At 66.5% G+C, this 26,666-nt stretch carries 28 protein-coding genes; 12 read left to right on the top strand and 16 right to left on the bottom strand.

Annotated features, from left to right (window positions below; translation table 11 throughout):
* Positions 1-83: 83 nt before the first annotated feature.
* From gatC to NGM29_RS14865, 3 genes are all read left to right on the top strand, one after another.
* The gene (gene gatC, locus NGM29_RS14855) at positions 84-362 is read left to right on the top strand and encodes an Asp-tRNA(Asn)/Glu-tRNA(Gln) amidotransferase subunit GatC (RefSeq protein WP_254157170.1); all 279 of its coding nucleotides are present in this window, start codon (positions 84-86) and stop codon (positions 360-362) included.
* Positions 363-368: 6 nt separating this feature from the next.
* On the top strand, positions 369-1,643 hold the full coding sequence (gene gatA, locus NGM29_RS14860) for an Asp-tRNA(Asn)/Glu-tRNA(Gln) amidotransferase subunit GatA (protein WP_254157171.1): 1,275 nt from the start codon (positions 369-371) through the stop codon (positions 1,641-1,643).
* A gap of 65 nt (positions 1,644-1,708) precedes the next feature.
* Positions 1,709-2,137, top strand: coding sequence for a DUF8048 family protein (locus NGM29_RS14865; protein ID WP_254157172.1), 429 nt, complete (start codon positions 1,709-1,711; stop codon positions 2,135-2,137).
* 57 nt (positions 2,138-2,194) lie between these two features.
* Here NGM29_RS14865 and NGM29_RS14870 read toward each other — a convergent pair whose 3' ends face one another.
* The 10 genes from NGM29_RS14870 to NGM29_RS14915 all read right to left on the bottom strand — a co-directional run bounded on the left by NGM29_RS14870 (position 2,195) and on the right by NGM29_RS14915 (position 13,422).
* Positions 2,195-2,545, bottom strand: coding sequence for a helix-turn-helix transcriptional regulator (locus NGM29_RS14870; protein WP_254157173.1), 351 nt, complete (start codon positions 2,543-2,545; stop codon positions 2,195-2,197).
* A gap of 75 nt (positions 2,546-2,620) precedes the next feature.
* The gene (locus tag NGM29_RS14875) at positions 2,621-3,496 is read right to left on the bottom strand and encodes an NRDE family protein (protein ID WP_254157175.1); all 876 of its coding nucleotides are present in this window, start codon (positions 3,494-3,496) and stop codon (positions 2,621-2,623) included.
* Between the two features lie 100 nt (positions 3,497-3,596).
* Complete coding sequence (locus NGM29_RS14880) at positions 3,597-5,243, bottom strand: class I adenylate-forming enzyme family protein (protein ID WP_254157177.1); 1,647 nt, start codon at positions 5,241-5,243, stop codon at positions 3,597-3,599.
* Complete coding sequence (locus tag NGM29_RS14885; protein ID WP_254157179.1) at positions 5,240-6,283, bottom strand: mandelate racemase/muconate lactonizing enzyme family protein; 1,044 nt, start codon at positions 6,281-6,283, stop codon at positions 5,240-5,242. The genes NGM29_RS14880 and NGM29_RS14885 overlap by 4 nt, the downstream gene beginning before the upstream one ends.
* Positions 6,283-7,251 carry a 1,4-dihydroxy-2-naphthoate polyprenyltransferase gene (locus tag NGM29_RS14890; RefSeq protein ID WP_254157181.1) on the bottom strand — a complete coding sequence of 323 codons (969 nt, stop codon included), beginning with the start codon at positions 7,249-7,251 and terminating at the stop codon, positions 6,283-6,285. Before NGM29_RS14890 ends, NGM29_RS14885 begins: the two co-directional genes overlap by 1 nt.
* 70 nt (positions 7,252-7,321) lie before the next feature.
* A complete protein-coding gene (gene thiE / locus NGM29_RS14895) occupies positions 7,322-7,972 on the bottom strand; it encodes a thiamine phosphate synthase (protein ID WP_254157182.1) in 651 nt (216 codons plus the stop codon).
* A 13-nt stretch (positions 7,973-7,985) separates the two neighbouring features.
* Complete coding sequence (locus NGM29_RS14900; RefSeq protein WP_254157183.1) at positions 7,986-8,873, bottom strand: 1,4-dihydroxy-2-naphthoyl-CoA synthase; 888 nt, start codon at positions 8,871-8,873, stop codon at positions 7,986-7,988.
* Positions 8,874-8,945: 72 nt separating this feature from the next.
* Positions 8,946-10,184, bottom strand: coding sequence for a cation:proton antiporter (locus NGM29_RS14905; RefSeq protein WP_254157184.1), 1,239 nt, complete (start codon positions 10,182-10,184; stop codon positions 8,946-8,948).
* A 78-nt stretch (positions 10,185-10,262) separates the two neighbouring features.
* Complete coding sequence (menD, locus tag NGM29_RS14910; protein ID WP_254157185.1) at positions 10,263-12,059, bottom strand: 2-succinyl-5-enolpyruvyl-6-hydroxy-3-cyclohexene-1-carboxylic-acid synthase; 1,797 nt, start codon at positions 12,057-12,059, stop codon at positions 10,263-10,265.
* A gap of 4 nt (positions 12,060-12,063) precedes the next feature.
* Positions 12,064-13,422: an isochorismate synthase gene (locus NGM29_RS14915; RefSeq protein ID WP_254157186.1), complete on the bottom strand. Its 1,359-nt coding sequence runs from the start codon at positions 13,420-13,422 to the stop codon at positions 12,064-12,066.
* Between the two features lie 193 nt (positions 13,423-13,615).
* Between NGM29_RS14915 and NGM29_RS14920 the strand changes: the two genes are divergently transcribed.
* The 4 genes from NGM29_RS14920 (at position 13,616) to NGM29_RS14935 (ending at position 18,751) form a co-directional block, all read left to right on the top strand.
* Positions 13,616-16,354, top strand: coding sequence for a heavy metal translocating P-type ATPase (locus NGM29_RS14920; RefSeq protein ID WP_254157187.1), 2,739 nt, complete (start codon positions 13,616-13,618; stop codon positions 16,352-16,354).
* Positions 16,355-16,476: 122 nt separating this feature from the next.
* A complete protein-coding gene (locus tag NGM29_RS14925) occupies positions 16,477-16,836 on the top strand; it encodes a group I truncated hemoglobin (protein ID WP_254157189.1) in 360 nt (119 codons plus the stop codon).
* 159 nt (positions 16,837-16,995) lie between these two features.
* Complete coding sequence (locus NGM29_RS14930; protein WP_254157190.1) at positions 16,996-17,973, top strand: ABC transporter ATP-binding protein; 978 nt, start codon at positions 16,996-16,998, stop codon at positions 17,971-17,973.
* Positions 17,966-18,751 (top strand): ABC transporter permease, encoded by a 786-nt coding sequence (locus NGM29_RS14935; RefSeq protein WP_254157191.1) that lies wholly within the window; start codon positions 17,966-17,968, stop codon positions 18,749-18,751. The genes NGM29_RS14930 and NGM29_RS14935 overlap by 8 nt, the downstream gene beginning before the upstream one ends.
* 1 nt (position 18,752) lies before the next feature.
* Here NGM29_RS14935 and NGM29_RS14940 read toward each other — a convergent pair whose 3' ends face one another.
* Positions 18,753-19,343: a sulfite oxidase-like oxidoreductase gene (locus tag NGM29_RS14940; RefSeq protein ID WP_254157192.1), complete on the bottom strand. Its 591-nt coding sequence runs from the start codon at positions 19,341-19,343 to the stop codon at positions 18,753-18,755.
* 200 nt (positions 19,344-19,543) lie between these two features.
* Here NGM29_RS14940 and NGM29_RS14945 point away from each other — a divergent pair, with 200 nt between their 5' ends.
* Both NGM29_RS14945 and NGM29_RS14950 read left to right on the top strand, forming a co-directional pair.
* Positions 19,544-19,837 (top strand): hypothetical protein, encoded by a 294-nt coding sequence (locus NGM29_RS14945; protein WP_254157193.1) that lies wholly within the window; start codon positions 19,544-19,546, stop codon positions 19,835-19,837.
* Between the two features lie 122 nt (positions 19,838-19,959).
* Entirely contained in the window at positions 19,960-20,172 is a 213-nt protein-coding gene (locus NGM29_RS14950) for a ribbon-helix-helix domain-containing protein (protein WP_252701061.1), read from the top strand.
* Between the two features lie 186 nt (positions 20,173-20,358).
* On the opposite strand, the gene NGM29_RS14955 is transcribed toward NGM29_RS14950, so the two are convergent.
* Positions 20,359-20,541: a DUF7550 family protein gene (locus NGM29_RS14955; protein WP_254157194.1), complete on the bottom strand. Its 183-nt coding sequence runs from the start codon at positions 20,539-20,541 to the stop codon at positions 20,359-20,361.
* A 200-nt stretch (positions 20,542-20,741) separates the two neighbouring features.
* Here NGM29_RS14955 and hisF point away from each other — a divergent pair, with 200 nt between their 5' ends.
* Entirely contained in the window at positions 20,742-21,554 is an 813-nt protein-coding gene (gene hisF / locus NGM29_RS14960) for an imidazole glycerol phosphate synthase subunit HisF (RefSeq protein ID WP_254157195.1), read from the top strand.
* 223 nt (positions 21,555-21,777) lie between these two features.
* Here the strand turns inward: hisF and NGM29_RS14965 are convergent, their stop codons facing one another.
* Positions 21,778-22,062: a DNA-directed RNA polymerase subunit L gene (locus NGM29_RS14965; RefSeq protein WP_254160581.1), complete on the bottom strand. Its 285-nt coding sequence runs from the start codon at positions 22,060-22,062 to the stop codon at positions 21,778-21,780.
* Between the two features lie 158 nt (positions 22,063-22,220).
* Here NGM29_RS14965 and NGM29_RS14970 point away from each other — a divergent pair, with 158 nt between their 5' ends.
* Positions 22,221-24,044, top strand: coding sequence for a rhomboid family intramembrane serine protease (locus tag NGM29_RS14970; protein ID WP_254157196.1), 1,824 nt, complete (start codon positions 22,221-22,223; stop codon positions 24,042-24,044).
* 18 nt (positions 24,045-24,062) lie between these two features.
* Here the strand turns inward: NGM29_RS14970 and NGM29_RS14975 are convergent, their stop codons facing one another.
* Both NGM29_RS14975 and NGM29_RS14980 read right to left on the bottom strand, forming a co-directional pair.
* Positions 24,063-24,761 (bottom strand): METTL5 family protein, encoded by a 699-nt coding sequence (locus tag NGM29_RS14975; protein WP_254157198.1) that lies wholly within the window; start codon positions 24,759-24,761, stop codon positions 24,063-24,065.
* A 3-nt stretch (positions 24,762-24,764) separates the two neighbouring features.
* Positions 24,765-25,172, bottom strand: coding sequence for a DUF7961 family protein (locus NGM29_RS14980; RefSeq protein WP_254157200.1), 408 nt, complete (start codon positions 25,170-25,172; stop codon positions 24,765-24,767).
* Between the two features lie 161 nt (positions 25,173-25,333).
* On the opposite strand from NGM29_RS14980, the gene NGM29_RS14985 reads away from it, so the two are divergent.
* Positions 25,334-25,504, top strand: a complete 171-nt coding sequence (locus NGM29_RS14985; RefSeq protein ID WP_254157201.1) for a zf-TFIIB domain-containing protein — start codon at positions 25,334-25,336, stop codon at positions 25,502-25,504.
* Between the two features lie 77 nt (positions 25,505-25,581).
* Here NGM29_RS14985 and NGM29_RS14990 read toward each other — a convergent pair whose 3' ends face one another.
* Positions 25,582-26,607, bottom strand: coding sequence for a disk-shape morphogenesis protein volactin (locus NGM29_RS14990; protein WP_253436680.1), 1,026 nt, complete (start codon positions 26,605-26,607; stop codon positions 25,582-25,584).
* Positions 26,608-26,666: the final 59 nt, after the last annotated feature.

Consider the following 26,666-nt stretch of genomic DNA (forward strand, 5'->3'; position numbering starts at 1 on the left):
AACGCGAGCACGCCGGGGACAATAACTCGTCCGGCCCCCGGCGTATCGAAACCCTTACTCCCCAATGCCCGTAGTGGTCGCATATGACCGAGGACGCCGTCACCCCCGAGGCTGTCCGCCACGTCGCGGCGCTGGCCCGGGTCGATCTCGAGGACGATGAGGTCGACCAGTTCACCGAGCAGTTCGCCGACATCCTGGCCGCCTTCGAGACGCTCGATTCGGTTCCGGACGTCGACACCGACGCCGACCTGACGAACGTCATGCGCGCCGACGAGGTCCGGGAGAGCCTCGAGACGGACGCGGCGCTCCGGAACGCGCCGGACAGCGAAGACGACTACTTCAAGGGGCCGAACGTCTCCTGATCAGCCATGAGCGAGGACATCTTCATCACCGAGGCGACCATCGACGGGGCCGACGACGGGCCGCTGGCCGGCCAGTCGGTCGCGGTCAAGGACAACATCTCCACGGCGGACGTGCGAACCACCTGCGGGTCGAGGATGCTCGAGGAGTACGTACCGCCGTACGACGCCACGGTCGTCGACCGTATCTCCGAGGCGGGCGCCACCATCGTCGGCAAGGCGAACATGGACGAGTTCGGCATGGGAACCACCACCGAAACCTCCCACTTCGGCCCGACGGACAACCCCGCCGCACCGGGACACGTCCCCGGTGGCTCCTCCGGTGGCTCCGCCGCGGCCGTCGCGGCCGGCGAGGCCGACCTCGCGCTGGGTTCGGACACCGGCGGGTCGATCCGCTGTCCCGCCGCGTTCTGCGGCGTCGTCGGCATCAAGCCGACCTACGGGCTCGTTTCCCGATATGGCCTCGTCGCCTATGCCAACAGCCTCGAGCAGATCGGTCCGCTGGCGGCCACCACGGAAGGGGCTGCGGCCCTCCTCGACGTCGTCGCCGGGCCCGACGAGTACGATGGGACGACCCGCGAGGACCCCAACGCCGACCGCGGATCGTACGCCGAAGCGGCCGACGGCGACGTCGACGGCCTCACCATCGGTATCCCTACGGAACTGCTCGAGGGCGCCGACGAGGGCGTCGTCGAGACCTTCTGGGACGCCATCGGCACGCTCGAGGACCAGGGAGCGACCACCCACGAGGTCAGTCTCCCCTCCGTCGAACACGCCGTCGAGGCGTACTACGTGATCGCGATGTCCGAAGCGTCCTCGAACCTGGCGCGCTTCGACGGCGTCCGGTACGGCCACTCGGGAGGCTACGAAGGCAACTGGAACGAGTCGTTCTCGCAGGCGCGCGCGGAAGGATTCGGCCCCGAGGTCAAACGCCGCATCCTCCTCGGCACCTACGCGCTCTCGGCGGGTTACCACGACAAGTACTACAAGAAGGCTCAGGACGCCCGCGCGTGGGTCAAACAGGACTTCGACGCGGCGCTCGAGGAGGCCGACGTGCTCGCCTCGCCGACGATGCCGGTCACGCCGTTCGAACTCGGCGAGAGCCTCGACGACCCGCTGCAGATGTATCTGGCCGACGCGAACACGGTCCCGGTCAACCTGGCGGACCTTCCGGCGATTTCGGCACCCGCCGGTGAAACCGACGGCCTCCCAGTGGGCATCCAGTTCGTCGGCCCCGCCTTCGGCGAGCGCCGCCTCGTCCGTGCGGCGAGCGCGCTCGAGTAGCGCTCTACGTAGATTTATATACTAGATTCACGAATCGTGACATGAGCGTATAGCGGAAGGCATCTATGAAGATTATACCGGATCTGGAAGTCGAGTTTGAGGAAATCGAGTTCGACGAGTTCTCTCGCGCCTGCGACCTCGTCGAGGAGTACTTCGGCGAGGCGATTGACGACGTTGCCCTCCACGCGCCGGTCTCGCGACGCCAGCTCGTCGCCGTGCTCGCACGCGCCCAGCTCTCGGGCCGCCAGCTGGCGATCGACCGGCTGACCGACGAAGGCGAGATGGTCTACCAGTCGAACGACGAGACGCTCCTCTGGCTCGACGGCGACTTCTGGCTCGACATGCGCGGACTTCACCACCTCAGCCCCGACGAAGGACGGGCAGCGCGCGAGGTCCACCGCCGCCTCATCGAGGCCATCGACGGCGACGTTCCTTACTACAACCGCGAGCGAGATCCGTTCGTACTGATCGAACGGCGTCCCGACGGCGTTTGAAACCGATCCGATTTCTGGGCGAAAATCAGCGAACCGCGAAACGCGAACTGCGAGCCGTCACTCCTGGTAGGCCAGGTTCATGATCCACTGGGAGAAGGCGTCGCTATTGGGATCGACCTCCTCCTCTCCGATGAACGGCGAGAGCATGTCGCCGGCCATCAGCAGGGTGAAATCGAGGTCTCGAGCCGTCGGCGAAATGTAGTAGGTGTTGTGTCCGTTGTAGACGGTCTCCTCGCGGTCGACGAGGTCCTTTTCCACCAGCGACTCGACGATCCGACTTCCCTTACGCGAGGAGACGCCGAGTTCCTTCCAGAAGTCGCTCTGGTGGATCCCGCTCGTCTGGCGGACGAGTTCGAGACCCGCGAACTCGTCTTCTGACAGCTCCGCTTCGGCGGCCGAGACGCTCATCGCGACTCCCCTCCGACCGTACCAATCGGTCCTGGTTCCGGCGCGTTCATACTCCATCCACCGGTCGCAAGCCGCTTAAATGTGCCCTTCGCGGTCGGTCAGGTTTGTGGCCAGCGCCTCGAGTGGGCGCTCCAGGCGACCCCCGGCGTCGACCTCGACGTCCCGATACGGCGTTCGACACGGCGGACCGTCGGCGAACGCGTACCCTCGCCGGTCCCCGAGGACGATCAGCGACGACGATCGCGTGCCGTACCCGTCCCCGTGGACGCAGACGCCGTACTCGTGATCGCCGAGGACGGTCCGGGCCCGCCCGAGCCACTCGAGCGCCGGCGTGCGGATCGGGTCTGCGTCCGAAGACTGGACGCCGTCGTTCAGGGAGGTCTCGTCAGCGTCGGAGACCAGACCGGCAACCGCGCCGGAGAGCTCCCGCTGTACGCGGCGGGCGTTCTCGGCCTGGGTCGTCGCGGCGTCCGCACGTCCGTGTGGAATCTCGAACGTCTCGTCGAAGCCAACGTTGACGACGACGTGGATCCCTGGCTCGAGCGTCGTCGTCCGCAGCCTGCCGTCCCACTCCAGGACGAAGGCGTCGTCGCGGTCGGCCACCACGAGACTGAAGCCCGCGAACTCCACGGCGTCGACGGCCTCCGCCACGAACGTCCGGGCCTCGTGCGCGGAGGGCCGTGAGAGCGCGTCGGCGACGAGGCGGCCGCGAGAGCGCTCGCCCGCGAGATCGGCGTCGGTCCACCGGTTCGTAATTCCCACGAACAGGTCGTGGTCGTTGAACCCGATCCAGGTACCGCCGGCCTCGGCGTCACGCGGGGCGACGACGAGGGGGTCGGTCGCGTACAGATCCGGGGAGTCGCTCGGTCGCTCGAGGCCCTCGTCGCGGTTGGCGGCGACGACGACCGGCGCTTCCTCGAACACCTGCCAGGCGAGCGTCAGGGTGCACACGCTGAAAAGGACGGGCGCGACGCCCTTAGCGCTTTAGCAGACCGCACTGACCGCTCGGCATTTCATCGGTCACTCGAGATATCGACGCCCGTTCGGCACCTCACCGGCCGCTCGAGACGTCGACGCCCACCTCCTCGAGCCGCCCGCGGACCTGCTCGCGGTCGACGGTTCCGGAGTGTGTTCGCGGGAGCGACGACGCGACCCCGATCGTCTTCGGACACTTGAACCCGGCCAGGCGGTCGCGGCAGTACGCTCTGAGCGCGTACGGATCGACCTCTTCCCCGCTCGAGGCGACGACCAGCCCGCCGACGCGCTCGCCCCACTCCTCGTCAGATAAGCCGACGACGGCGGCGGCCGACACCGCGGGATGGTCCTCGAGAACGGTCGCGACTGCCGTCGGATCGACGTTCTCGCCGCCAGTGACGATCCGGTCGCTCTGCCGGTCGAGAATCCAGAGGCGACCGTCCTGGTCGCGCTGGCCGAGGTCGCCCGTGTGGAGGCCACGCTCGTCGAACGCGGCCCGCGTTCGCTCGGCCTCGAGGTAACCCGGCGTCACGGTCGGGCCGGAGACGACGATTTCGCCCATCTCGCCCGCCTCGACGGGGTCACCGTCGTCGTCGAGAATCGTCACCTCCGTGCAGACGAGGGGGCGGCCCACGGTACCCTCGTGGGCCACCGCCTCCTCGGGCGTCGCCGTCGCGATCTGGGAGGCCGTCTCGGTCATGCCGTAAGTCGGGCATGCAGGGACGCCACGTCGCCCACAGCGGTCGATCAGGTCCGGGCTCGCGGGAGCGCCGCCGAGCAGGACGAACCGGAGGCTTGTCGGCGGCCGCCAGTCGGCCTCGAGCAACCGCGAGAGCATCGTCGGGACGAGCGAGACGCCAGTCACGTCGTGCGATTCCATCGTCCGTGCGGTCGCGTCCGGGTCGAACTCGCGCTGGAGGACGACCGTCGTCCCGTACAGCGCCGACCGGAAGACCGGCGCCAGCCCCCCGACGTGGTACATGGGGAGACAGCAGAGCCAGCGGTCGTCGGGGTCGACGCCGAGTCTGAACGCCGACGCCGTGGCGCTCGAGACGAGGTTCTCGGTAGTGAGGCGGACGCCCTTGGGTTCGCCGGTGGTGCCCGAGGTGAAGGCGATGAGGAGTTCCTTACCGCTGTTGCGCCCGTCTGGGTTGGCCAGCTCTGGGGTTCGATTCGTCTCACCTCCCGTGCCCGGCTCCGGCTCGAGTGTCGGGTCTCGTCCCACACACGACTCGAGTGACCGGTCTCGCTCCGCGTTCGGCTCGAGGGGTGCCAGCGACGCGAGCGGACTCGAGTCGTTCCCGCCCTGTTTGCCGTCCACCGAGTAAATCGGAACAGACTCGCCGCCGATGTCGCGTGCCAGCCCCTCGGTCTCGTCCTCACAGAGCAGGGCGGAAACACCCGCTCGAGCCGCCTTCGACCGCAATTCCTCGGCCGTCTCGCGGACGTTCAGGAGGACGAGAGCTCGCCGACCGCGCATCGCCGCGAAGAGCAGCGTCACGAACGCGGGCCGGGTCGTCAGGACGATGCCGAGTCGTTCACCCGGCTGGCCCGGCAGCCCCTCGAGGAGGGCGTCCACGGCCTTGTCGAGGTCCCCGTAGCTGTATCGACTGCCCTCGTCGGCATCGATCAGCGCTGTCCACTCGGGCGTCGTCGCCGTTCGCCGCGCGAGGAGGTCATCGGTCGCCCACTCGAGTCCTGCTGGTTCGATTGCACCCGTCACGTCGCCCCCCACACGTCGTCGATGCCGAGCCCCTTCGCCTGCGGGACGACGGCGGCCCCCTTCTCGAAGAGCACGGGATCGCGGCCGAGGTCCGTCTTCAGCAACTCGCCCGTCGCCAGGCCACAGGGCGGGACGTCGGGCACCGAGGCTGCGAGGTGAACCGCCGCCGTCCGCGCCACGACGCCGTCGATGGTCGTCGTCACCAGGCTCTCGAGGCCGAGTTCGTCGGTCCAGGTGACGACTTCTCGGGCGACGTCCAGGCCACCGAGGGCCATCGGTTTCAGGATCAGCACGTCGGCGGCACTCGCTTCGCAGATCGCGTCGACGCCGTGCTCGAGCAGGCCCTCGTCCAGGGCGATCTTCGGACCGCGGCCCCGGAGGTCGGCGTGTCCCTCGAGCGCCCCGGCCGGTAGCGGCTGTTCGACGATCGAGACGTCCGCGTCGTCGAGTCCGCGGATAGCCTCGACGGCCTCGTCGAACGTCCACGACCCGTTCGCGTCGACCCGAACCTCGACGTCGTCGCCGACGGCCTCCCGAACGCGCTCGACGCGCGTCAGGTCCTCGTCGACCGAACGCCGGCCGACCTTGAGCTTGCACGACCGAAACCCGCGGTCGACGGCGTCGCGTGCGGCCGCCGCGGTCGCGTCCGCGTCGTCGTCGCCGACGGTCGAATTGACCGGAACCCTGGCGACTCGAGAGCCGTCGCCCAGGTACTGATAGAGCGGACGCGCCCCGCGGGTCGCGTAGCAGTCGGCGATCGCCAGCGAGACGCCGTGCCTCGCCGCCGCCGTGTCCTCGACCGCGTCCAGGACGGCTCCCGACCCGTCGTCGGCGGCGTCGACGGCTTCCTCGAGCGCGCACTCGCAGTCCTCGAGCGATTCGGTCCAGCCCGGAAGCGGGGTCGCCTCGCCGATGCCGACGACCTCCTGGAACTCGGCGCGAATCAGGAACCCCTCTCGGGTCGTGATCGTCGCGTCGCCCGACTCGAACGGCTGCTCGAGTTCGAGTTCGAAGGGGCGAAACTGGAGGTCGAGGCTCATCAGAGTCCCACCCCGGTTCCGACCGAAGGTCCAGCCTCGAGGGCGATACCGATCGCGAACAGGAGCGCGTGGCCCGCCAGGAGTTTCCCGGTCTGCTCGAGGGCCGGGTTCAGCGCCTCGCCATCGGTTCTGGTCCAGACCGTGCGAGTGATCGCGAGCGCGTACGGGACGGTGAGGAGCGGCAGGAGCACCGAAGCGGAGAACCCCCAACCGAGCCAGAACCAGAGCGGGACGACGTAGGCGAGGGAAACGAGCGCCGCGAACTCGAGCCGACTGAATCGGTAGCCCAGTCGTACGGCCAGCGTGCGCTTGCCCGTCTCGGCGTCGGTCTCGAGGTCGCGGACGTTGTTGACGACGAGAATCGCCGTCGAGAGGCCGGCGACGGGGAGGCTCGCCGCAAACGCTTCGGGAGGCATCGTCCCGGCCGGAATCGTCGTGATCAGGGGTTCGATGTGGGCGGCCGCCTGGACGTAGAAGGTGCCGACGACGGCGACGACGCCGAAGAAGACGAAGACGAAGAGGTCCCCGAGGCCGTGGTAGCCGAGGGGATAGGGGCCGCCGGTGTAGGCCCACCCGCAGAAGACGCTCACCAGGCCGATGACGAGAATGGGGAGGCCGCCGACGTAGACGAGGTAAACGCCCGAGAGGATGGCCGCGGCGAAGGTGACGAGCGTCGCGAATTTGACCGCTCCGGCGTCGATCAGCCCCGACTGGGTGACCCGGGTGAACCCCTCGCGATCGTCCGTGTCGGCGCCCTTCACGGCGTCGTAGTAGTCGTTGGCGAAGTTCGTTCCAATCTGGATCAACGCGGCCCCGACGAAGGCCATCAGCGCGGGGAGCGCCGCGAACACGCCCTCGGAAACGGCGAGACCCGTTCCCACGAGCACTGGCGCGGCAGCAGCCGGCAGCGTCTGGGGACGAGCGGCCATCACCCAGGCCTTCGTTCGAGATACCTCTGCCGTACTCATTGTTCGAACGTGCCACTCGAGAGAGTGTTAACGTTGGCATTGCGGCCGCGGTGGCGCCTTTCGGTGACTGTCAGCGATGGACCGCCGTCGCCAGCCGCTCGCTCGCCGCTTTCGGATCGTCGGCGGCCGTAATCTCGCTGATCACCGCGACGCCGGCAGCACCGGCCTCGACGACGGGACTCGCGTTCTCAGCGGTGATCCCGCCGATGCCGATCACGGGGATCGAGACGGCGTCGACGACGCTGGCGATTCGTGCCGGCCCGACGCCCGATTCGTCGGGGTCGACGTCCTTCGAGGACGTGGCGTAGACGGCGCCGACGCCCAGGTAGTCCGCGCCGTCGGCTTCCGCCCGCTTCGCGTCGGCGACGGTGGAGGCCGAACAGCCGACGATCGCGTCGGGACCCAGGAGGTCTCGAGCGACGCCCACGGGGAGGTCGGACTGCCCGACGTGGACGCCGTCGGCCTCGATCGCCAGCGCGAGGTCGACCCGATCGTTGACGATCAGGGGGACGCCCGCGGCCGCGGTCCGCTCGCGGAGTTCGAGCCCGAGTTCGTACCGACAGCGGGCGCTCGCGTCCTTTTCCCTGAGCTGAATCACGTCCACGCCCCCCTCGAGCGCCGCGTCGACGACCTCGAGGGTCGACCGCCCGGCCGACACCGACTCCTGGGTGACGAGGTAGGTGTGCCACCCGCCCGGATCCGTTGCGCTCGAGTCGGTCATCGTCGCTCTCGGGCTAGTAGTGCCACGGGTACTCCGAGAAGTCGGGTTCTCGTCCCTCGTTGAAGGCGTTTCGGCCCTCCATGGCCTCGTCGGTCATGTAGCCCAGTCTTGTCGCTTCGCCGGCGAACACCTGCTGCCCCACGAAGCCATCGTCGGCCATGTTGAACGCGTACTTGAGCATCCGCATCGCGTTCGGGCTCTTGGCGTTGATCTCTGCGGCCCACTCGAGGGCGGTCTCCTCGAGATCCTCGTGGGGGACGGCCTCGTTCACCATCCCCATCTCTGCGGCCTCCTCTGCGGAGTAGGTCTTCCCGAGGAAGAACACTTCGCGGGCTTTCTTCTGGCCGATCTGGCGGGCGAGGTAGGCGGAGCCGAAGCCGGCGTCGTAGCTCCCTACGTCGGGATCGGTCTGGAGGAACTTCGCGTGCTCCTCGCTCGCGAGCGTGAGGTCACAGACCACGTGCAGCGAGTGGCCGCCGCCGACGGCCCAGCCCGGAACGACGCAGACGACGATTTTCGGAATGTGGCGGATCAGGCGCTGGACCTCGAGGATGTGCAGTCGACCCTGTTCGGACGCGCGCGCTTCGTCGCCCTCGTACTCGTAGCCGGCCTCGCCCCGAATCGACTGATCGCCGCCCGAACAGAAGGCCCAGCCGCCATCCTTCGGCGAGGGGCCGTTTCCCGTCAGCAGGACGCACCCAACGTCGGTCTGGCGCTTGGCGTGGTCCAGGGCGTCGTACAGTTCGTCGACGGTCCCCGGGCGAAAGGCGTTGCGCACTTCGGGGCGGTCGAACGCGATGCGGACGGTCCCCGACTCGAGCGAGCGGTGGTACGTGATATCGCGGAAGTCGAACCCCTCGACCGGCTCCCACCGGTCGGGGTCGAACGTTTCCGAAACCATGGTTCGACGTGGGTTCGAGGTCGTGAAATAGGTTCTCGTCCGCGTTCGCTCTCGACGGACCGTCGCACTCGATCACTCGACCTCGAGGGTAGCGTCGTCCATGAAGACGAGTTCGCCGGATCGCTCGAGCCACTCGACGCCTAGCTTGACCGTCGGTGGGACGAGCGCCGTGGTGAAAATCGCCGTGAAGACCAGAATTGAGAAGAGTTCCTCGCCGATGACGCCCGCCGAGAGCGCGATCGAGACGATGACGATCTCGACGGTGCCGCGGCCGTTCATCCCGAACCCGATAACCAGGCCCTCCCTTGAGGTGAGTTTCGTCGGAAGCGTAAACAGCCAACTCCCGAGAATTTTGCTGAGAAATGCGGTCACGACGATGAGCACGAGGAGTCCCAGACTGTCGGTGAACACGTCGAGCGTGAGGTCGAACGCGATGGTGACGAAGAAGATCGGCGCGAACAGCCCCATCGCCAGGTCGTACATCACGTCGTACATGTGCTCGTAGATGTCCGGCTCGAGCTGGGCCTGGCGGAGGAACAGCCCGGCGATGAATCCGCCGATGATCATGTGGAGTTCGACGAGCGCCGCAAAGAACGCGAAGATGAGGGCGACGATGAGCGCGACGGTGAACGCGGACGTCTTGTCGACGAATCGATGACGCTCCATCCAGTCTTCCATCCCGCTCCAGACGTACGGCAGGAACCGATTGCCGAAGACGAGCGCCGCCGCGAAGTACAACAGGGCTTCGCCGACGACCAGGCCGAGGCCCAGTGGGGTGACGTTGCCCGTTTCGACGAAACTCATGACGCCAGTAAACACGACCATCACCCCCACGTCGGACAGCAGGGCACCGCCGAGGAGCACCCCTGCGATCCGCGTGTCGAGGATGTCGAGGTCGACGAGAATCCTGGACTTCGTGGCCAGGGAGGTTGCAGCCATGGCGATGCCGATGAAGAGCGCCTGCTCGATCGAGACGCCGATGAAGACGCCGACCAGGTAGCCGAGTCCGAACGGGACGATGAAGCCGCCGAACGCGACCATCAGCGCCTGGGGTCCGAGTTCGAATAGGTCGTTGATGTCGACCTCCATCCCGACGTAGATCATCAGCAAGAAGACGCCGAACTCGGCGAAGACGTCGAGCGTCTCGCTCGGGTGCAAGAGCCCCAGCAGCGCGGGCCCAAAGAGGATTCCTGCGAGGATCTCCCCCATCAGGGCGGGATAGCCGACGCGCTCGACGAGGAGCCCGAATATCCACGCGAGCGTGAGCACCAGCAGCAGGTTCAGGAGATCGATACCGGCGGCTTCGACCATCTATGGGTCTGAGTACCCCAGCCAGCGGTAAGAGGATTGGTAACGAGGCATATACTCGGATCGTACCGCCGAGGTCTCTCACTCGAGGTCACGAACCGCCTCCAGGACGCGCCCCTCGAGCACTTCCCGCCGACGATGGCTCGCCTCGGCGTCGAACGACACCGAGAGCAGTTGCGTCCCTGATGTCGCGAACGACTCGCGGTAGGCGTCCTCGAATTTATCTGGCGCGACGTGGCGGACGTCGAATCCGTACAGTTCACCGAGGGGATCGAACTCGAGGCCGTGAGGCGTCCGGAACTGCTCCGTGAAGGGAGGATCGAACGACTCGATGGGAAGTTTGTGGAAGATGCCGCCGCCGTCGTTGTCGAGCAGGACGATCGTCGCGTCGACGCCGCAGCGTTTGAGCGCGAGCAGGCCGTTCGAGTCGTGGTAGAGCGCGAGGTCGCCGGTGACGAGCACCAGCGGGTCGTCGGTCGCGCTGCCGGCCCCCAGTGCGGTACTCACGATGCCGTCGATCCCGCTGGCCCCGCGGTTCGCGAGGACGGTGAGATCCGCGTCTCGAGGCTCGCCGAAGCGGTTGGCGTCTCGAATCGGCATGCTGTTGGAGACGAAGACAGTCGAGGGGTCGGGGGCGGCCTCGAACACTGTCGCGAGAATCGCACCCTCGAAGGGAGCGGACTCGAGGTCGGCTCGACCTGACGTCGAAACCGCCCAGTGGTGCGCTTCGGCGGCCGCGAGCGTCTCGAGCCAGGCGTCGTCGACTCGCGCGCGCGCCGTCTCCGTCTCGAGTTCGCTCGAGACGGCCTCGAAGAGGGACGTCGGTTCGGAGACGACGAGATCCGACGCGGTGAACGTCGCCTCGCGCCACTCGCCCGCGGGGTCGACCAGGAACTGCCGACAGTCAGCGTCCCGCAACGCGTGCCGGAGGGGTTTCGACGTGGGCGAGGCGCCGAATCGGATGACGGCGTCGGGGTCCGGGACGGCCTCGACGTACGTGTCGTAGCCGCCGTAGACCACCGGTTCGTCCTCGTCCGGCGTCTCGAGGTGCGACCCGAACCGCAGCGTCGACAGCGGGTCCGCGAAGATCGGTGCGCCGACGGCAGTCGCAAGGTCGACGACGGCGCTCGTTGCTAATTTCCTGACCGGCGGGTCCGCGGGCCCCGCAACGATCAGCGGTCGGGCGGCGTCCTCGAGCGCTCGAGCGATGCGTTCGGGTGTTCGCGAGTCCTCCGTCGAGGTCGTCTCCCCCGTAGACACCCGAACAAACGGCCCGTCGCGTCCCCGCCCGGCCAGCGTGTCCTCGAGTCCTTCTGGCACCGCGTCCGGCACTCGCGTCGGCTCGAGGGGCTTTCGGAACGGACAGTTCAGGTGAACCGGACCGGCCGGTATTCCCGAGGTCCGGGCGAGCGCTCGAGCGGCCGTCGTCCGCAGGCTTCGAAGCGCGCGCTCGTCGGGTTTGGGAACCGGGAGTTCTACGTACCAGCGAACGGCGTCGCCGTAGAGTTTCACCTGGTCGACCGTCTGGTTCGCCCCGCTGTCGCGCAGTTCGGGCGGCCGGTCAGCGGTCAGGACGAGCAGCGGAACCCGGGCCTGACTCGCCTCGATCACCGCCGGGTGGAAGTTCGCCGCGGCCGTTCCCGAGGTGCAGACGAGCGCCGTGGGCTCGCCGGTTCGTCGTGCGCGTCCGAGAGCGAAAAAGGCCGCCGAACGCTCGTCGAGGTGGGAGTACGTCTCGATCTCGGGATGCTCGGCGAACGCCACCGTCAGCGGCGTCGACCGACTGCCGGGGGCGAGACAGACGGCCTCGAGGCCCCCGGCGGCCAGTTCGTCGACGAGCGTGCGACCCCAGAGCGTCGCGCGGTTCGGTGCCGTCATGGGATCACTCGCGGAGTTCGTCCAGGATCGGTCGGTACTTGAGCACGACCTCGTCCCACTCGTCGTCGGGGTCGCTGTCGGCGACGATGCCGTTGCCGGCGAATAGCGTCACCGCGTCCTCGCGGGCGACCCCCGAGCGGATGCCAACGGCGAACTCGCCGTCGCCGCCGGCGTCGAACCAGCCGATCGGCGCCGCGTACCACCCCCGGTCGAACGTCTCGACGTCGCGAATAGTCTCCCAGGCGGCTCCAGGAGGAATGCCGCCCACCGCGGGCGTCGGGTGCAGGGCCTCCACGACGTCGAGCACGTGGTGGCCGGCCTCGAGCGTCGCCTCGATCGGGGTCCAGCAGTGTTGAATCGTGGCCAGCCGTTTGACCCGCCGCTCGTCGACACGGATGTCGGCCGCGAGCGCCTCGAGCTGGTTGCGAATCGTGTCGACGACGATGCCGTGTTCGCGCCGGATCTTCTCGCTGTCGAGGAGTCGGTCGGCCAGTTCCTCGTCGGCCTCCCTGGAGTCGCCGCGAGGGGCCGACCCCGCGAGCGCCTCCGTCCGAACGTCGGTGCCGGACTTCCCGACCAGGCGCTCCGGTGGGGCACCGAAGAACGTACCGCTCTCGCCGTCCCGGAAGAGAAACCGGTAGCAGTTCGGGTACCGTCGGCGCAGTCGCTCGAGACAGGCCGGCACGTCGAGGGGGGTCTCGAGGTCGACCTCGAGGGCCTGGGCCAGGACGACCTTCTCGAGGACGCCGTCCGCGATGCGCTCGAGGGCCGTTTCGACGCCCTCGGTCCACTGCTCGCGCGATGTCGTTCGCCGGGTGTCGTCGATTCCGGGGCCTGTCCCGCTCGAGCGCATCGCGGGTCCGTCCGAAAGTCGGTCGTACCAGGACTCGAGTGCCCTCGTCGCGTCGTCGTCGCTCGTGTCGACCGCGGTGAGCCACGTTCCCTCGTCAGTTCGCGCGAGAATCACCGACGGAACGACGAACGTCGCCGCGGTGAACCCCGTCCAGGGGTCGCGCGGCTCGTGGCCGTCGTGGAAGGCGAATCCGCCGAACGCCCGCGGGCGGGCGACGGCGGGCCCGTCGTGGTCGACGCCGTCGAACGCCGCCGTTGCCTGCGCTCGAATCTCGTCGAACCGATCCGGTCCGCTCGCGGTCAACCGGGCGGTCTCACCCCAGCCGACCAGTTCGAGGCCGTCGGCCGTCGCCCACTGCACCCGTGTTCCGCTGGCGTGTTCGAGTGCGGTCCCGAACGAGACGTCGCCGATGGAACGGCTCCGACTCACCAGTCGGCGGCCCGCTCCGGTCGCGGACGCCGTCGCCCGCCCGCTCGCGTCGACTCGTCCCTGTCCCGACGGTCGATCCATTGGCGCATTTCGGTGTGGGGGCGCCTTCAGCGTTTCGAGGTCGCTTTCTCGAGGTCCGATTTCGAACTCGTTTAACCGCTCGCGTCCCTACGGTCGCCAATGGTCTCGAGATCGGGCAGCCGGCGCAGTCCCGTCGAGCGACTCGCACGGACCCTCGAACAGGGGTGGATCGCCGACCACCCGGTGGTCTGCAGTGGCTGAGGACGACCAGGCGCCAGCGGCAACTATCTGCTCGCTGTGTGGCCGGGAGGTCGACGAGCCGTCGCCCGGAGAGAAGGCAACGCTCGAGGACGAAGCGACGTTCTGCTCGCCGGGCTGTCGACGTGTCTGGGAGACGCTCGAGCCGGATCCGTCGGCGGATCTCGCGGTGGAATCCGGACCTCCGGGCCCCTCGAGTGAGGCACGCGACGAACACCTCGGTCCAGCAGACCCCGACGGTGAGGCGGAGGAGTCCCTGGAGGGCGTGGGCTCCAACGTCGCATACGGAGGCGGTCCGGACGATGCCGCTGGTGACGCAACTGCAGGCGCGAACGAGGCTGCCTCGGGAGACGTATCTGAAACCAAAGCCGTAGCCGAAGCCGACGCTGAAACCGAAGCCGACGAACAGGACGATCGCCCGCCGATACGCACCCACCTCCGGGTCGACGGCATGCACACCGCCACCTGCGAAGCCTACCTCGAGTCCGTCGCCACCGACCTGGACGGCGTCCTCGAGGCCGAGGCGAGTTACGTCACCGAGTCGGTTCGCGTCGATCACGACCCCGCGACCGTCTCGCCGGCGGACCTCCGCGACGCCCTGAGCATCACGGGGTACACGGCGTACCTCCGCGAGGATGCGGGATCACAGATCCAGGCTGACCAGATCGGAAAGAGCCGCCGCTCGCGCGAGATGAGCGGCGTCCGCAAGCGACGGACCGACGACATGCGTCAGGTCCGGTACGTCCTCGGTGTCGTCTTCGGGTCGTTCCTGCTCTTGCCCTACGTCGTGATGCTCTACCCGTCGTACATGGCGAACATGGCACCGATCGGCCCGCTCTCGTCGTTCCAGACGATCTTCACCGACGGCGGCATCATGTTCATGCGGGTCTACTTCGTCCTGACGGGAATCGTCCTCTACGTCACCGGAATGCCGCTGCTCCGGGGCGCCTACGTCAGCCTCAAGCTTCGGCGCCCGAACACGGACCTGCTCGCGGCGATGACCATCGTCGGTGCCTACCTCTACAGCTCCGTCGCCGTCTTCGTGACCAGCCCGAACGTCTACTTCGACCTCGTGCTCGTCGTCGCCTCCGCCGTCATGGGTGCGATCCTCTACGAGTCGATGGCCAAACAGCGCGCGATGGATCGCCTGACCGAACTCACGATCTCCCAGGTCGACAGCGCCCGCCGATACGAGACCGACGGATCAGTCACCGACGTCGACGTGGCCGACCTCGAGGCCGGGGACACCGTCCTCGTCAAGCAGGGCGAGCGCATCCCGATCGACGGCGTCCTCGCGGAGGGGACCTGCACGGTCGACGAAGCAATCGTGACCGGCGAATCCGTTCCCATCGCCAAAGACGCGGGCGACGAGGTCGTCGGCGGCTCGATCGTGACCGCCGACGCCGCCGTGATCGAGGTCGACGACCGCGGCTCGAGCAGCCTCGACCGTCTCACCGAAACGGTCTGGGACCTCCAGACCGCCGTCCACGGAACCCAGCGGCGGGTCGACGACCTGGCCGGCCGACTCGTTCGACCGCTTGTCGGCACCACAATCGCCGCCGGCGTCGTCGCGCTCGTCCTCGGGCGCGGTCCAGGCGAGGCGACCCTCTGGTCGCTGACGGTCGTCCTGGTCGGCACCCCCTGGCTGCTCGGCGTAGCGACGCCGCTATCCATCGCGACGAACATCGAGGCGGCGCTGGAGCGCGGCGTCGTGGTCTTCGACGAGACCGTCTTTGAGCGGCTTCGAGCGATCGACACGATCGTCTTCGACAAGACCGGCACGCTCACCCGCGGCGAGATGACCGTCCTCGAGGCCGAGGCTCCCGTCGACTTGTTGTCGGCGGCGGGAGCGCTCGAGCAGCGGGCGTCCCATCCCGCTGCGGACGCCATCGCTCGAACCTACGGCGTGGGTGGGTCCGACTCGAGCGACAGCGATCGTGGCGACGATACTGCGACTCGCCCCGACGGCGGTGCGGCCGGCGAACACGCCACCGCAAACCGGGTGTCGGACTTCGAGAGCCACGGAAACGCCGTCGAGGGAACCGTCGGCGGCAGTCGCGTGCTCGTCGGCCACCCCGACGCGTTCGCCGATCGGGGGTGGACGCTGGGTGAGGACATCGAAACCCGCGCGAGCGAGGCGCGCGGCTTCGGACGCCTCCCCGTCGTCATCGGTCGAGACGGAACCGCCGAGGGCGTGATCGTCGTCGGCGACGAGCCCCGCCCCGGCTGGGAGGAGACGCTTTCGGGGCTCGAGGCGCGCGGCATAGACGTGGTCGTGTTGACCGGCGACGACCCGGAGGCCACGGACGCCTTTGAGGCCCACCCGGCAGTCTCCCACGCGTTCGCGGGCGTCCCACCCGAGGGGAAGGTCGCGACGGTTCGCCACCTCCGGGAGCGCGGGCGGGTGGCGATGGTCGGCGACGGGACGAACGACGCGCCCGCGCTGGCCGAGGCGGACCTGGGTATTTCGCTTGGAAGCGGCACCGACCTGGCCTCCGACGCCTCCGACCTGGCGATCGTCGAGGACGACCTGGCGTCGATCGAGACGGCGTTCGAACTGGCCGCGGCCGCCAGCAAACGGGTCGAGCAAAACGAGCGACTCGCTTTCTCGTACAACGTGCTCACCATTCCCGCCGCCGCTGCAGGACTGTTGAACCCGCTCGTGGCGATCCTGGCAAGCGTCGTCGGGCTCGGCCTGCTGGGCGGGAACTCCCTCCGATCGCTCCTCGAGTAGGCGTTCCAGTCGCTCCTCGACTAGGCGCCGGACGCATCTCCAGGAAGCGCTCGCTTTCGCCGATTCCCACGCGGTGAGAACGTGGCGAACGATTCGAACGTCGCGACCAGGTAGGGCCGACAATGGCACCACAAGTGTACGCCAAAATCGGAGGACGGAAAGCCGTCGAATCGGTCGTCACGGACTTCTATGACAAGGTTCTCGCGGACGACCAGCTCGCGGGCTACTTCGAGGGCTACGACCTGGAGGAACTGTACGCCCACCAGGTCCAGTTCATCAGTTCGGTGGCCGGCGGTCCCGTCACGTACACGGGTGCGGACATGCGCGAGGCACACGCTGATCTTGATCTCGACCCTGCCGATTTCGACGCCGTCGCAGCTTACCTCGAGACGGCCCTCATCGAGAACGGCGTCGACGAGGACCACGTTGAGGCGATTCTCGCGGAAGTAAGTGAACTCGAGGAACCGATCCTCGGTCAGTGACTGACGCGAGAACGAGTCTCAGTCGGTAACTGACACGAGACTCGATCCTCGGTCGGTAGCAACCCCTCGAGAGCCACGGCCCGGATCGTTCCGCAAATATCCCAGACTACTGGTAACTCCACCAGTACAACCAAATGGCCGTGCTGAGTAGACTTAGGTATGGCCGTCATCGATCTCGAGGGGCTCACGAAGGACTACGGCGACGTGCGAGCGGCCGACGATCTCACGCTCACCGTCGACCGGGGCGAAATCTTCGGCTACCTCGGTCCCAATGGGGCGGGCAAGACCACGACGATCCGCATGCTGCTCGGCTTCATCTCGCCGACGGCAGGATCGGCCCAGGTCCTCGGCGCGGATATCCGCGACCGGAAGGCGTTGCTCGAGGCCAGGCGCCAGGTCGGCTACCTCTCGGACGACCCCGGGTTCGACGAGGAGGCGACCGGAACCGAAATCCTCGACCTCCACGCCGCGGTGAAAGGGGGCGAGCGCCGGGACGAACTGCTCGAGTTGTTCGATCCGCCGCTCGACCGCCAGGTACGCGAGTACTCCCGCGGGAACGTACAGAAGCTGGGCATCGTCACGACGTTCATGCACGACCCCGACCTCGTGATCCTGGACGAGCCGACCAGCGGGCTCGATCCGCTCATGAAACAGCGCTTCTCGGAGTTCCTGCGAGCCGAACGCGACCGGGGCGTGACCACGTTCTTCTCCTCGCACATTCTGAGCGAAGTTCGCCGGCTCTGTGACCGCGTCGGCATCATCCGTAACGGGCGGCTGGTCACGGTCGACCCGATCGAGACCCTGCTCACCCGGAGCGGGAAAGTCGTCCGCATCCACGCCAGCGAGTCGATTCCTGTCGAAGTCCTCAACCTCGAGGGCGTTCACGGCCTCGAGACGAGTACAAGCGATAGCAGCGGAGGCAACGGAAGCGAGAATGGCGACACGGGCGACGGTGACAGCCCGGCCGTCGCGGGCGAACAGACGGCGCACTTCAGCGAGTGCGCGTTCACCTTCACCGGCGACATCAACGCCCTGCTCGAGCGCCTCGCCCCCTACGACCTGCTCGACCTCTCAATCGAGGAGGCACCACTCGAGGACGTCTTCATGCGGTTCTACGGAGGTGAGGACGATGTTTGAATTCCTCCGGTACGAGGCCCGAAAGCGGGTGAAAGGCAGCCTCTACCTTTCGCTCGGGATGATCGCGCTGGCCGCGATGATCGTCTGGGTCTATCCGTCCTTCCGCGACTCGTTCCAGGAGGACGAACTCCTCGATGCCTACCCGCCACAGATCCTCCAGCTGTTCGACGTCGAGACGATGGCATCGCTCGAGGGCTTTCTCGCCTTCGAGTTCTACGTCTTCGGCTGGGTCATCCTCCTCGGGCTCTACCTGGCCTACAGCGCCGCCGGACTGATCGCTGACGACGTCGACCGCGGCCGGATGGACACCATCCTGGCGATGCCGGTTTCGCGACCGCAACTGGTCGTCGAGAAGTTCGCCGCCCTCGCCGTGCCCATCGTCACGGTGAACCTCCTCCTCCCGCCGGTGATCCTCGCGGGCGGGTGGCTCATCGACGAGTCGCTCTCCGTGGCGGACGTCTTCGCGGTCCACCTGCTCTCGATTCCCTACCTGTTCGCCTGCGCCGGAATCGGACTCTGCTGTTCGGTCGTCTTCGATCGGGTGGGAATTGCCCAGCGCGCCGCCCTCGGAATCACCTTCGGAATCTTCCTCGCCGAATCGCTGCTCGAGGGGACCGGCTACGAGTTCCTCGGGGCCGTCGTCCCGATGCGCTACTACGATCCGAACAATATCCTCCTCCAGGGCGAGTACGACTTCGTCGGCGTCGCGATTCTCGTTGCGATTACGCTCGTCCTGGTCCTCGCCAGCAGCGCCTGGTTCACGCGAAAAGACGTCTAAGCTAGCTGTACCGCTCTTCCTTCCAGGGATCGGCCGTCTCGGAGTACCCCCGTCGTTCCCAGTATCCCAGTTCCGGTTCGGTCAGAAACTCCACGCCGGTGACCCACTTCGCCCCCTTGTAGGCGTAGCGGTGTGGCGTTACGACTCGAAGTGGCCCACCGTGTTCGCGCGCGAGCGGTTTTCCGTCGAAGGCCCACGCGAAGAGCACTTCGTCGCGGAGACAGTCCTCGAGCGGGAGGTCCGTCGTGTAGTCGTCGAGGGCCACGAACATGACGTGGACCGCGTCGTCCGTCACCCCGGCGCGCTCGGCCAGGTCGGTGAAGGGCACGCCAGTGAACTCGCAGTCGAACTTGCTCCACCCGGTGACGCAGTGAAAGTCCTGGCGCTGGGTTTCTGTCGGCAGGTCGCGAAACTCCTCCCACGTGAACGAGAGGGAGTTCTCGACGGCGCCGGTGACGGTAAATTCCCAGGTGTCGGGGTCCCACGTCGGCGTCTCGCCCTTCGAGAGGACCGGGAACTTCGACGTCTCGCGCTGTCCGGGTGGCAACCGTTCGTCGCCGAACTCCTGGTAGAGGTTCGTGACGTCCTTCATCGTCAACTCGTCCGTGCGGGACGACCGTAACCGTACCGCTCGAGGTCGACGGGCGCTCTGTTTCGCGCAGTAAATCCAAGATTCCCCGCCCGTTGACCCCAATGGAACCGGATGGAACGAACGCTCGAGGGAACCAATCCCTCGGTACCGAGGGATACGCGCTTTATAACCAATACGGGCGTGGGCGATGGGTCTATCGCATGGCGAGTACACAACGACTCACAGAGCGAGAGACGAGTGGCGAGATGGAAGCGAAGGGATCCCAGGCCATGGGACCTGCGGTTATGGCTGCAGCCGCGTCGGTCGGCCTCTCGTGGTATTACTTCTTCGCGCGAGGAGACAAGGAGCGAGGACTCTTTGTCGGCCTCTGGCCACCGACGATCCTGGCGTTCGCGAGCTACTTCAATCAGCGGAAAATGAGCCGACAATTGGACATGCTGGCGAAGCCGGCCTCGTCGATCAAGAACACGCTCGAGTCGATGATGAGCAAGTAGCGAGCGCCGACGTTTCTGACGCACGTATTTTTCACCGGTACACCGTCACGAGCGACTGCACCGTAGACGCTCATTCCCGGCCCCGTCAATCTTAAATACCCCCTCACCGAAACCCGAATCAGATGCCGAAAGTAGAGATCACGATACCGGAACATCTCGAGATGCAGATCGCGCAGATGGTGGAACGCGGCGAGTTCGTCAACCGCGAAGAAGCGATCGAAGACCTGCTCTCGACGGGGATCAAGGCGTACAAAACGAGCGGCCCGATGGACGAGGAGGAGCCGGGCCTCGAGAACGACGGGATGATGGGCCACGACGACGAGTACGTTTTCTGACTCTCTCCGGTGGCTGTGGAGGCCTCCGACGCCGTTTTTATCTCTCCGACGGAGTGCCCGGTTACGACCGGGCCGTGGGGTTTCCCGTGTTAGGCGCAGTGTGCTCAGCGTGCCGTGTTCGACGTGGCGTGCTCGAGCGAACCGAGGGCCTCGAACGACGGCGAAAATGCGGATAGCAGGTAGCAGTTAGAACAGACCCATCGGGATCGCGAGGGTGATCGCGACGCCGATGACCATCACGACGAACCCGAACGCCGCATCGCGCGGCGAGAAGGCGCTCATCGGCGCGGTCGTTCGCTCGTCCTCGAGGTCGTGGCCGACCGTGGCTCCCGAATCCTCGTCGTGGGTGGGTTCCGTCTCGTCTGTCATACGCGAGTGTTTCGGACTCGAGCACTTAAGCGCTACTAGACGACGGAAGACGAGTGGCGGATCACGAACGACTGACGACAGACGGCCGACCACCGTTGACTGGCCATAACACGCGCGGCTACACAATCCGAATCGGCGCGGACACGGGCATCTGCCGTGGTCGAAACCGTCAAACCCCGGTCGGCCCAACCTCGAGACAGATGCTCACCAAGCGAATTATCCCGTGTATCGACGTCGACGTCGACGACGACGGGAACCCGGCGGTCTACACCGGGGTCAACTTCGAGAACCTCGAGTACACCGGCGACCCCGTCGAGATGGCTCGCGCGTACAACGAGGCCGGGGCCGACGAGTTCGTCTTCCTCGACATCACCGCCTCCGCCGAGGACCGCGAGACCATGCTCTCGGTCGTCGAGCGAGTCGCCGACGAGGTATTCATCCCGCTCACCGTCGGCGGCGGCATCCGAACCGTCGACGACATCAAGGAGACCCTGCGCGCGGGGGCCGACAAGGTCTCGATCACCACGGGCGCCCTCGAGCGTCCGGAACTCATCAACGAGGGCGCCCGTGCGTTCGGCAGCCAGTGCATCGTCATCAGCGTCGACGCACGGCGACGGTTCGACGAAGGCGGCGAACACTACGTCGACGTCGACGGCGAGTCCTGCTGGTTCGAGTGTACGAAGAAAGGCGGCCGCGAGGGGACCGGCATCGACGTCGTCGAGTGGGCCCAAGAGGCCCAGTCCCGGGGCGCCGGCGAGCTGTTCGTCAACTCGATCGACGCCGACGGGACGAAAGACGGCTACGACGTCCCGCTGATGCGGGCGGTCTCTGACGCGGTCGACACGCCGGTCATCGCCTCCTCGGGCTGTGGCGGCCCCGAGGACATGTACGAGGTGTTCACCGAGGCGGACGCCGACGCCGGACTGGCCGCTTCCATCTTCCACTTCGGGGAGTACTCGATCGAGGAGGTCAAGCACTATCTCGACGAGCGCGACGTGCCGGTCAGGCTGTGACCGCTCGCCGTCACCGCCGTCACTTTCAGGACTGAACGGGCGCGTTCGTCTTCGGGGCTCGCGTTCCGTCTCTCGAGTTGGACCATCCAGGACGGCCGATGCCTTCGCACTACTCATTCGGTTCGTATGACTCGAGACGTGCGACTCATGGCTGACGACTCACGCAGCGACCGGACCACGAACTATCCGTCTGTCACACCTGGCGAGAACAGCATCGAGATCCTCAAATCGCCGCTTCGAACGCGTCCCGGAACGCCGCCGTCTTCGACCGAACGTCGCCGGCCGCCTCCTCGAGCGCGTCGAGCGGTTCGACGTCGCCCTCGGTCTTGATCGTCAGAATGGGATCTGTCTGACCGCCCGACTGCTCGGGGTTCATGTCGTACGTTGCCGCGCTCACGTCGTTGTGCTCGAGCAACGCGCCCTTGAGCACGTTCATGAACGTGTGATCCTCGCCGACGATTTCGATCGAGAGTTCGTTCTCGCTGCTCTCGGTGACCCGCAGTTCCATGTCCCACTCTCCGGCCGTTGGCCGCTTGTACCTTTCGAAGCCGCTGGGGTCCAGCACTCGTTCGGGGTCGCCGTCGAATTCCCCTCGTCGAAAGTCGAACGACATTCGAGGCCTGCAGAGAGGGAAATCCCTATACGGCTCCCCCCTTACCAGCAGATATGAACTGGCTGACGACCGGACTCACCGTACTCGTCGTCCTGACGGTGCTCGGCTCGCTGTTCGTCGTCAGCCGACTCGATCCACGGGAGCGCCGCTGGCGGGACGTCCTCGAGGACCGGTTGGTACTCGGCGTGCCGTGGGGTACGCTGGTCGTCGTCGGCTTCGTGATCGCCGTCTACCTCTTCGTCCAGGACGGGATCACCGATTTCGACAACCCCGTCGTGACGCCGTTTCGTGCCTGGTCGTTCTTCTACCCGCTGGGCATCCTCACCGCCCCGTTCGCTCACGCCTACCCCGGCCACCTCACGGGGAACCTCATCGGCACCGTCGTCGTGGCTCCCATCGCCGAGTATGCGTGGGGGCACTACGCGGACGGGAGCCGAACTCGAAACGTCAAGACGAACTCGAGCACGTCGCGCAGCCTCGCCTCGAGTCTCCTGACGAACCCGTGGCTCCGGGCGCTCGTCGTCTTCCCCGCAGGCGTCATCGTCGTCGGCGTGGTCACCGGCCTCTTCGCGCTGGGCCCCGTCATCGGCTTCTCGGGCGTCGTCTTCGCCTTCGCGGGCTTCGCGATCGTTCGGTACCCGATCGTCACGTTGATCGGCGCAATCGGCGTCCACGGCACCTTGTCGACGATCTACGGCGCCCTCCAGCGCCCCATCGGGTGGTACGTCGTCCAGCCCCGACCGCCGACGGCTCCGTGGTGGGCGTCGACGGCCATCCAGGGCCACGCTCTCGGGTTCTTCGTCGGCCTCGTCGTCGCGCTCGTGATTTTCGACCGTCGGAACGACGGCTACCGGCCGGACCCGCTCGCACTCTGGCTCGCCGTCCTCGTCTACGGCTTCTCGAAGTCACTCTGGGCGATCTACTGGTTCGACGGCGCGAACCGGTACGTCCTGTTCCGGGGACCCGGCGTCGTGATCGTCGCCGCACTCGCCCTCGTTATCACTATCGCGGTGGCTGGCTCTCAGCACTCGATCCTTCCCGCCCGCCTCGAGCGCAGGCTCTCGCGGCCGACCGCGCCGATACTCGAGGACGGCGGCCTCCTCTCCAGATTCCTGGCCGACGACGCGGCGACCGACGAGCGGATTCGCGAACTCGTCGCGCGACCGAAATCCCGGGTTCCGTCGCTCGCGAAGACGTCGCGCCAGTACACGGCCGTCGTGGTCGTCGTCGTCGTTCTCGCGGCGATTAGTGGGCCAGCGGTGCCGGTCAACCTGTTCGTCCTCGACGGGGACGACGCAGGCTCGACGGAGGGCGCGCTCGCCGTCGAGGACTACTTGATCACGTACGCCGAGAACGCCCAGAACCCGATCGCCTCCGTCGTCGACCTCGAGGCGTTCGACGCGGAAGGGGTCGAAGGCAGCGGCGTGATCGTCTCGAGTCCCGACCGTCACATCTGGTCGGAGTCCGTCTCCGCCCAGCGCCTGGCCTTCAGCGGCTCGGAAACCATCCACGTCGGCGGTCCGGGCTGGCGGGAGTCGATCACCGCCACTCGCGCGGGGTGGACCCCCGCCGGGAACGATACCGTCTACCAGGTCTGGCTCGAACACGACGACCGGCGGGTGCTCGCTCACGCCTCTGAACCGTCGACGGCCAACGCGATAATCGACGGCAAGAACGTCACGATCGTACCCGACGACGGCGCGTTCGTCCTCGAGGTCAGCGCGAACGAATCGGCCGACCCGGCTAGGGCAGACGTTCCGGCCGCCGACGAGTCAGTGACGGTCGACGGCCTGGAGTTCACTCGCCTCAGGAACGACCTGTTCGTGACCACCGGCGAGACGACAGTCCAGATCGCGAGCAAGGAGCGGTACAAGTGACCGCGATCCGAACTCGAACTACGACCGCGACCCCCTCTCCCGCCACTCGACCCGAAACACCTCGGCCTCGAGCACCGCCCGCTCGCGGTCGTGGAAGGGGAATCGGTGGTCGACCGGAAACTCGGCTCCGAACGCGTGGGTGACGGTTCCACCCTCGTCGGCCGCGAACGACTCGACGAACGCCTGGCTCCCCTCGTTGTGGATGGTGTAAGAGACGTCGGCCAGGTCGGCGGCGGCCTCGAGGAACCGTCGGTCGGCGTGGCGGTTACCGCGTTGTGCGCCGAACGGCGGGTTCGACAGGACGGTGACTGGCGCGGAGAATCTCCCCCGCTCGAGCGGGAGCCGAGTCACGTCGGCTCGAATCCACTCGTAACCCGAATTCGGTCCGACGATCGAAGTTGCTCCGACCTCGCGGGCCGCCTCGTCGACGGTTTCTTCGTTGAGTCTCGCCTGGACCAGGGCGTCGGCGTCGACGTCGACCCCGACGACCCCATCGGGGGCGTACTGGCCCGCGGCCAGCGCCAGCATCCCTGTTCCGGTTCCGAGGTCGAGGACCGTCGCGCCGGTGAGGTCGCCCTGGACGGCGGCGAGGTGACCGAGGTGGGCGGCGAGCTCTGCGGGCGTGAGATACTGCTCGAGGTCGATATCGGGAGTAGGAAAATCAGCAACTGATTCGAGGACGCGGGCGAGTTGTCGGCGGGAGAGCCCCGAGGGCATCGCCTACGCTTCGCGGTCGAGGGTAATGGGTGCGTCGAGTTCGAACGCGAGCCCCTCGCGGTCGGCGCGTTCCGCGCAGGCCTCGAGCGCGGGGCGGACCTTCTCGGCGTTCGCGACGTCGTCGCAATCGACGGTCACGGTGCCGACGCCGAGGAACGCACCGGCGCGAACGTAGCTTCGCACCCGGTCGATTTCGGCTTGCGTCTCGAGCGAACAGTCCTCGGCGAAACAGGCGTTGACCGTCAGCCCGGCCGGGAAGAGGTCGTTTCGCGTGAACACGCGCTTGAGGTCGCGCAGGTACTCGGGGGCCGTCGAGTCGAGATCCGAGGCGTCGAGTGCCACGGGAGTGACGTCGGTCGGCCGACAGCGGTCGATCGTTCGCTCGAACTGGGGGGACGAAGTGGTGCTCATACGACGGCATACACAGGCTGCATACAAATAATTTTGCAAATGCTCAGTAGTAATATGGCCTGGGGTTGAACGACGGTAGTTCGCCGTGAGCGCCAGTGCCAGTGTCAGCGCCAGCGGACCGAGAACATACACTTAAGATAGCTGCCTGTCATGCCGTAGCCATGGACGACTGCCCACGGTGCCAGGCTCCACTCGAGCGGCTCACGCTGGGGGAGGTCACGACGATCGCATGTAGTCGATGCGGTTTCGCGGACGTACCCGTCGAACACGAGAGCCGAGAGATGGCGTTCGAATCCTGGCAAGACGCATTCAACCGCTTTTACGAGACCTGACGGTCGCTGACGGCCGTCGAGTTCGGGGGAAACGCCGTCGAAGAAAAACGTGAATTGGGAACCGAGAACCGAACGAGTTACTCGCTCGCAGCCGTCGCTTCGGCTTCCTCTTCCTCGTAGTCGACGTCCTCGTCCGAACGAGCGGCGACGAGTCCACCGCGAGCGACGCTGTACAGCGGCTCGTCGGCGTGGCTCACACCGCTGATCGAGAACGGGATCGCCGCGTCCTGGAGGTGGTCGCGGAACAGCGCCTCGAAGCCGTTGGGGCTCGAGGTCCCGCCGGTGACGACCACGGGTACGTCGAGGCCTTCCTCGACGTCTTCGTCGTCGACTTCCTTGACGATGTTCTCGATGACGTAGTCGAGGAGGTTCTCGTAGTAAATCGAGAGCGCACCTTCGACGCCGCCGACGTCAGTGGTGAAGTCGAGTTCGAAGTTGTCCTCCTTGATGGAGGTGACCTTGTCGACCGGGGTACCGGTCGCGCGGGCGGCCTGCTCGTCGATCCAGTCGCCACCGCGGGCGACGGAGAACTTCATGACCGGGACCGCGTAGTACGCCAGACAGACGTTCGTCATCCCGGCGCCGAAACTGATGCCGAGGCCGGTGAAGTTGTTGTCCGCGAGTTCCGAGTAGATGACGGACATCCCCTCGTTGATCGGTTCGGCGTCGTAGCCGATGTCGTTGAGGAACGACTCGATCGTCTTCTGGTGATAGAGCGTCGAGAGATCGTCGTCGATCGGATCGGCTGGCGTCGAGAAGTAGAGTTTCTCGTCGGGGTAGGACGGTTCGCCGACGACCTGCTCGATGATGAGTTTCATCATCGGAATGGCGCTCTTCTCGTCGGCCGAGAGGATGCCGTGTTTCATCGGCCGGCGAGTTTCTTTGTTGAAGATGTTCGCGAAGTTGAGGGCGTCGTCACCGACGACGTACACCTTGTCGTCCTTTCGGATGTGAAGGACTTCGCTCCGCGAGAGCATCTGCTCCGCCATGTCGGAGTATTCGATTTCCACGAAGGAGTTACGCTGCTGCACAAATACGGTATCGGAACCATCCTGCTGTGCCGACAGGATGTTCATTGTTCCAACGTCTAGGCCTTTGGCCATGTTTCCTCAACTCCACTGACGGATTATAAATCTATGTGCGTTTATTTCCAGTACTGATA

This window comes from Natronosalvus rutilus (assembly GCF_024204665.1).
GTDB lineage: Archaea > Halobacteriota > Halobacteria > Halobacteriales > Natrialbaceae > Natronosalvus > Natronosalvus rutilus.

Excerpts from the sequence above, each read along its gene's own strand:
- gatC (WP_254157170.1), top strand. The coding sequence starts at position 84 with ATGACCGAGGACGCCGTCACCCCCGAGGCTGTCCGCCACGTCGCGGCG.
- gatA (WP_254157171.1), top strand. The coding sequence starts at position 369 with ATGAGCGAGGACATCTTCATCACCGAGGCGACCATCGACGGGGCCGAC.
- NGM29_RS14865 (WP_254157172.1), top strand. The coding sequence starts at position 1,709 with ATGAAGATTATACCGGATCTGGAAGTCGAGTTTGAGGAAATCGAGTTC.
- NGM29_RS14870 (WP_254157173.1), bottom strand. The coding sequence starts at position 2,545 with ATGAGCGTCTCGGCCGCCGAAGCGGAGCTGTCAGAAGACGAGTTCGCG.
- NGM29_RS14885 (WP_254157179.1), bottom strand. The coding sequence starts at position 6,283 with ATGAGCCTCGACCTCCAGTTTCGCCCCTTCGAACTCGAACTCGAGCAG.
- NGM29_RS14890 (WP_254157181.1), bottom strand. The coding sequence starts at position 7,251 with ATGAGTACGGCAGAGGTATCTCGAACGAAGGCCTGGGTGATGGCCGCT.
- thiE (WP_254157182.1), bottom strand. The coding sequence starts at position 7,972 with ATGACCGACTCGAGCGCAACGGATCCGGGCGGGTGGCACACCTACCTC.
- NGM29_RS14900 (WP_254157183.1), bottom strand. The coding sequence starts at position 8,873 with ATGGTTTCGGAAACGTTCGACCCCGACCGGTGGGAGCCGGTCGAGGGG.
- NGM29_RS14905 (WP_254157184.1), bottom strand. The coding sequence starts at position 10,184 with ATGGTCGAAGCCGCCGGTATCGATCTCCTGAACCTGCTGCTGGTGCTC.
- menD (WP_254157185.1), bottom strand. The coding sequence starts at position 12,059 with ATGACGGCACCGAACCGCGCGACGCTCTGGGGTCGCACGCTCGTCGAC.
- NGM29_RS14915 (WP_254157186.1), bottom strand. The coding sequence starts at position 13,422 with ATGGATCGACCGTCGGGACAGGGACGAGTCGACGCGAGCGGGCGGGCG.
- NGM29_RS14925 (WP_254157189.1), top strand. The coding sequence starts at position 16,477 with ATGGCACCACAAGTGTACGCCAAAATCGGAGGACGGAAAGCCGTCGAA.
- NGM29_RS14930 (WP_254157190.1), top strand. The coding sequence starts at position 16,996 with ATGGCCGTCATCGATCTCGAGGGGCTCACGAAGGACTACGGCGACGTG.
- NGM29_RS14935 (WP_254157191.1), top strand. The coding sequence starts at position 17,966 with ATGTTTGAATTCCTCCGGTACGAGGCCCGAAAGCGGGTGAAAGGCAGC.
- NGM29_RS14940 (WP_254157192.1), bottom strand. The coding sequence starts at position 19,343 with ATGAAGGACGTCACGAACCTCTACCAGGAGTTCGGCGACGAACGGTTG.
- NGM29_RS14945 (WP_254157193.1), top strand. The coding sequence starts at position 19,544 with ATGGCGAGTACACAACGACTCACAGAGCGAGAGACGAGTGGCGAGATG.
- NGM29_RS14950 (WP_252701061.1), top strand. The coding sequence starts at position 19,960 with ATGCCGAAAGTAGAGATCACGATACCGGAACATCTCGAGATGCAGATC.
- NGM29_RS14955 (WP_254157194.1), bottom strand. The coding sequence starts at position 20,541 with ATGACAGACGAGACGGAACCCACCCACGACGAGGATTCGGGAGCCACG.
- hisF (WP_254157195.1), top strand. The coding sequence starts at position 20,742 with ATGCTCACCAAGCGAATTATCCCGTGTATCGACGTCGACGTCGACGAC.
- NGM29_RS14965 (WP_254160581.1), bottom strand. The coding sequence starts at position 22,062 with ATGGAACTGCGGGTCACCGAGAGCAGCGAGAACGAACTCTCGATCGAA.
- NGM29_RS14970 (WP_254157196.1), top strand. The coding sequence starts at position 22,221 with ATGAACTGGCTGACGACCGGACTCACCGTACTCGTCGTCCTGACGGTG.
- NGM29_RS14975 (WP_254157198.1), bottom strand. The coding sequence starts at position 24,761 with ATGCCCTCGGGGCTCTCCCGCCGACAACTCGCCCGCGTCCTCGAATCA.
- NGM29_RS14980 (WP_254157200.1), bottom strand. The coding sequence starts at position 25,172 with ATGAGCACCACTTCGTCCCCCCAGTTCGAGCGAACGATCGACCGCTGT.
- NGM29_RS14985 (WP_254157201.1), top strand. The coding sequence starts at position 25,334 with ATGGACGACTGCCCACGGTGCCAGGCTCCACTCGAGCGGCTCACGCTG.
- NGM29_RS14990 (WP_253436680.1), bottom strand. The coding sequence starts at position 26,607 with ATGGCCAAAGGCCTAGACGTTGGAACAATGAACATCCTGTCGGCACAG.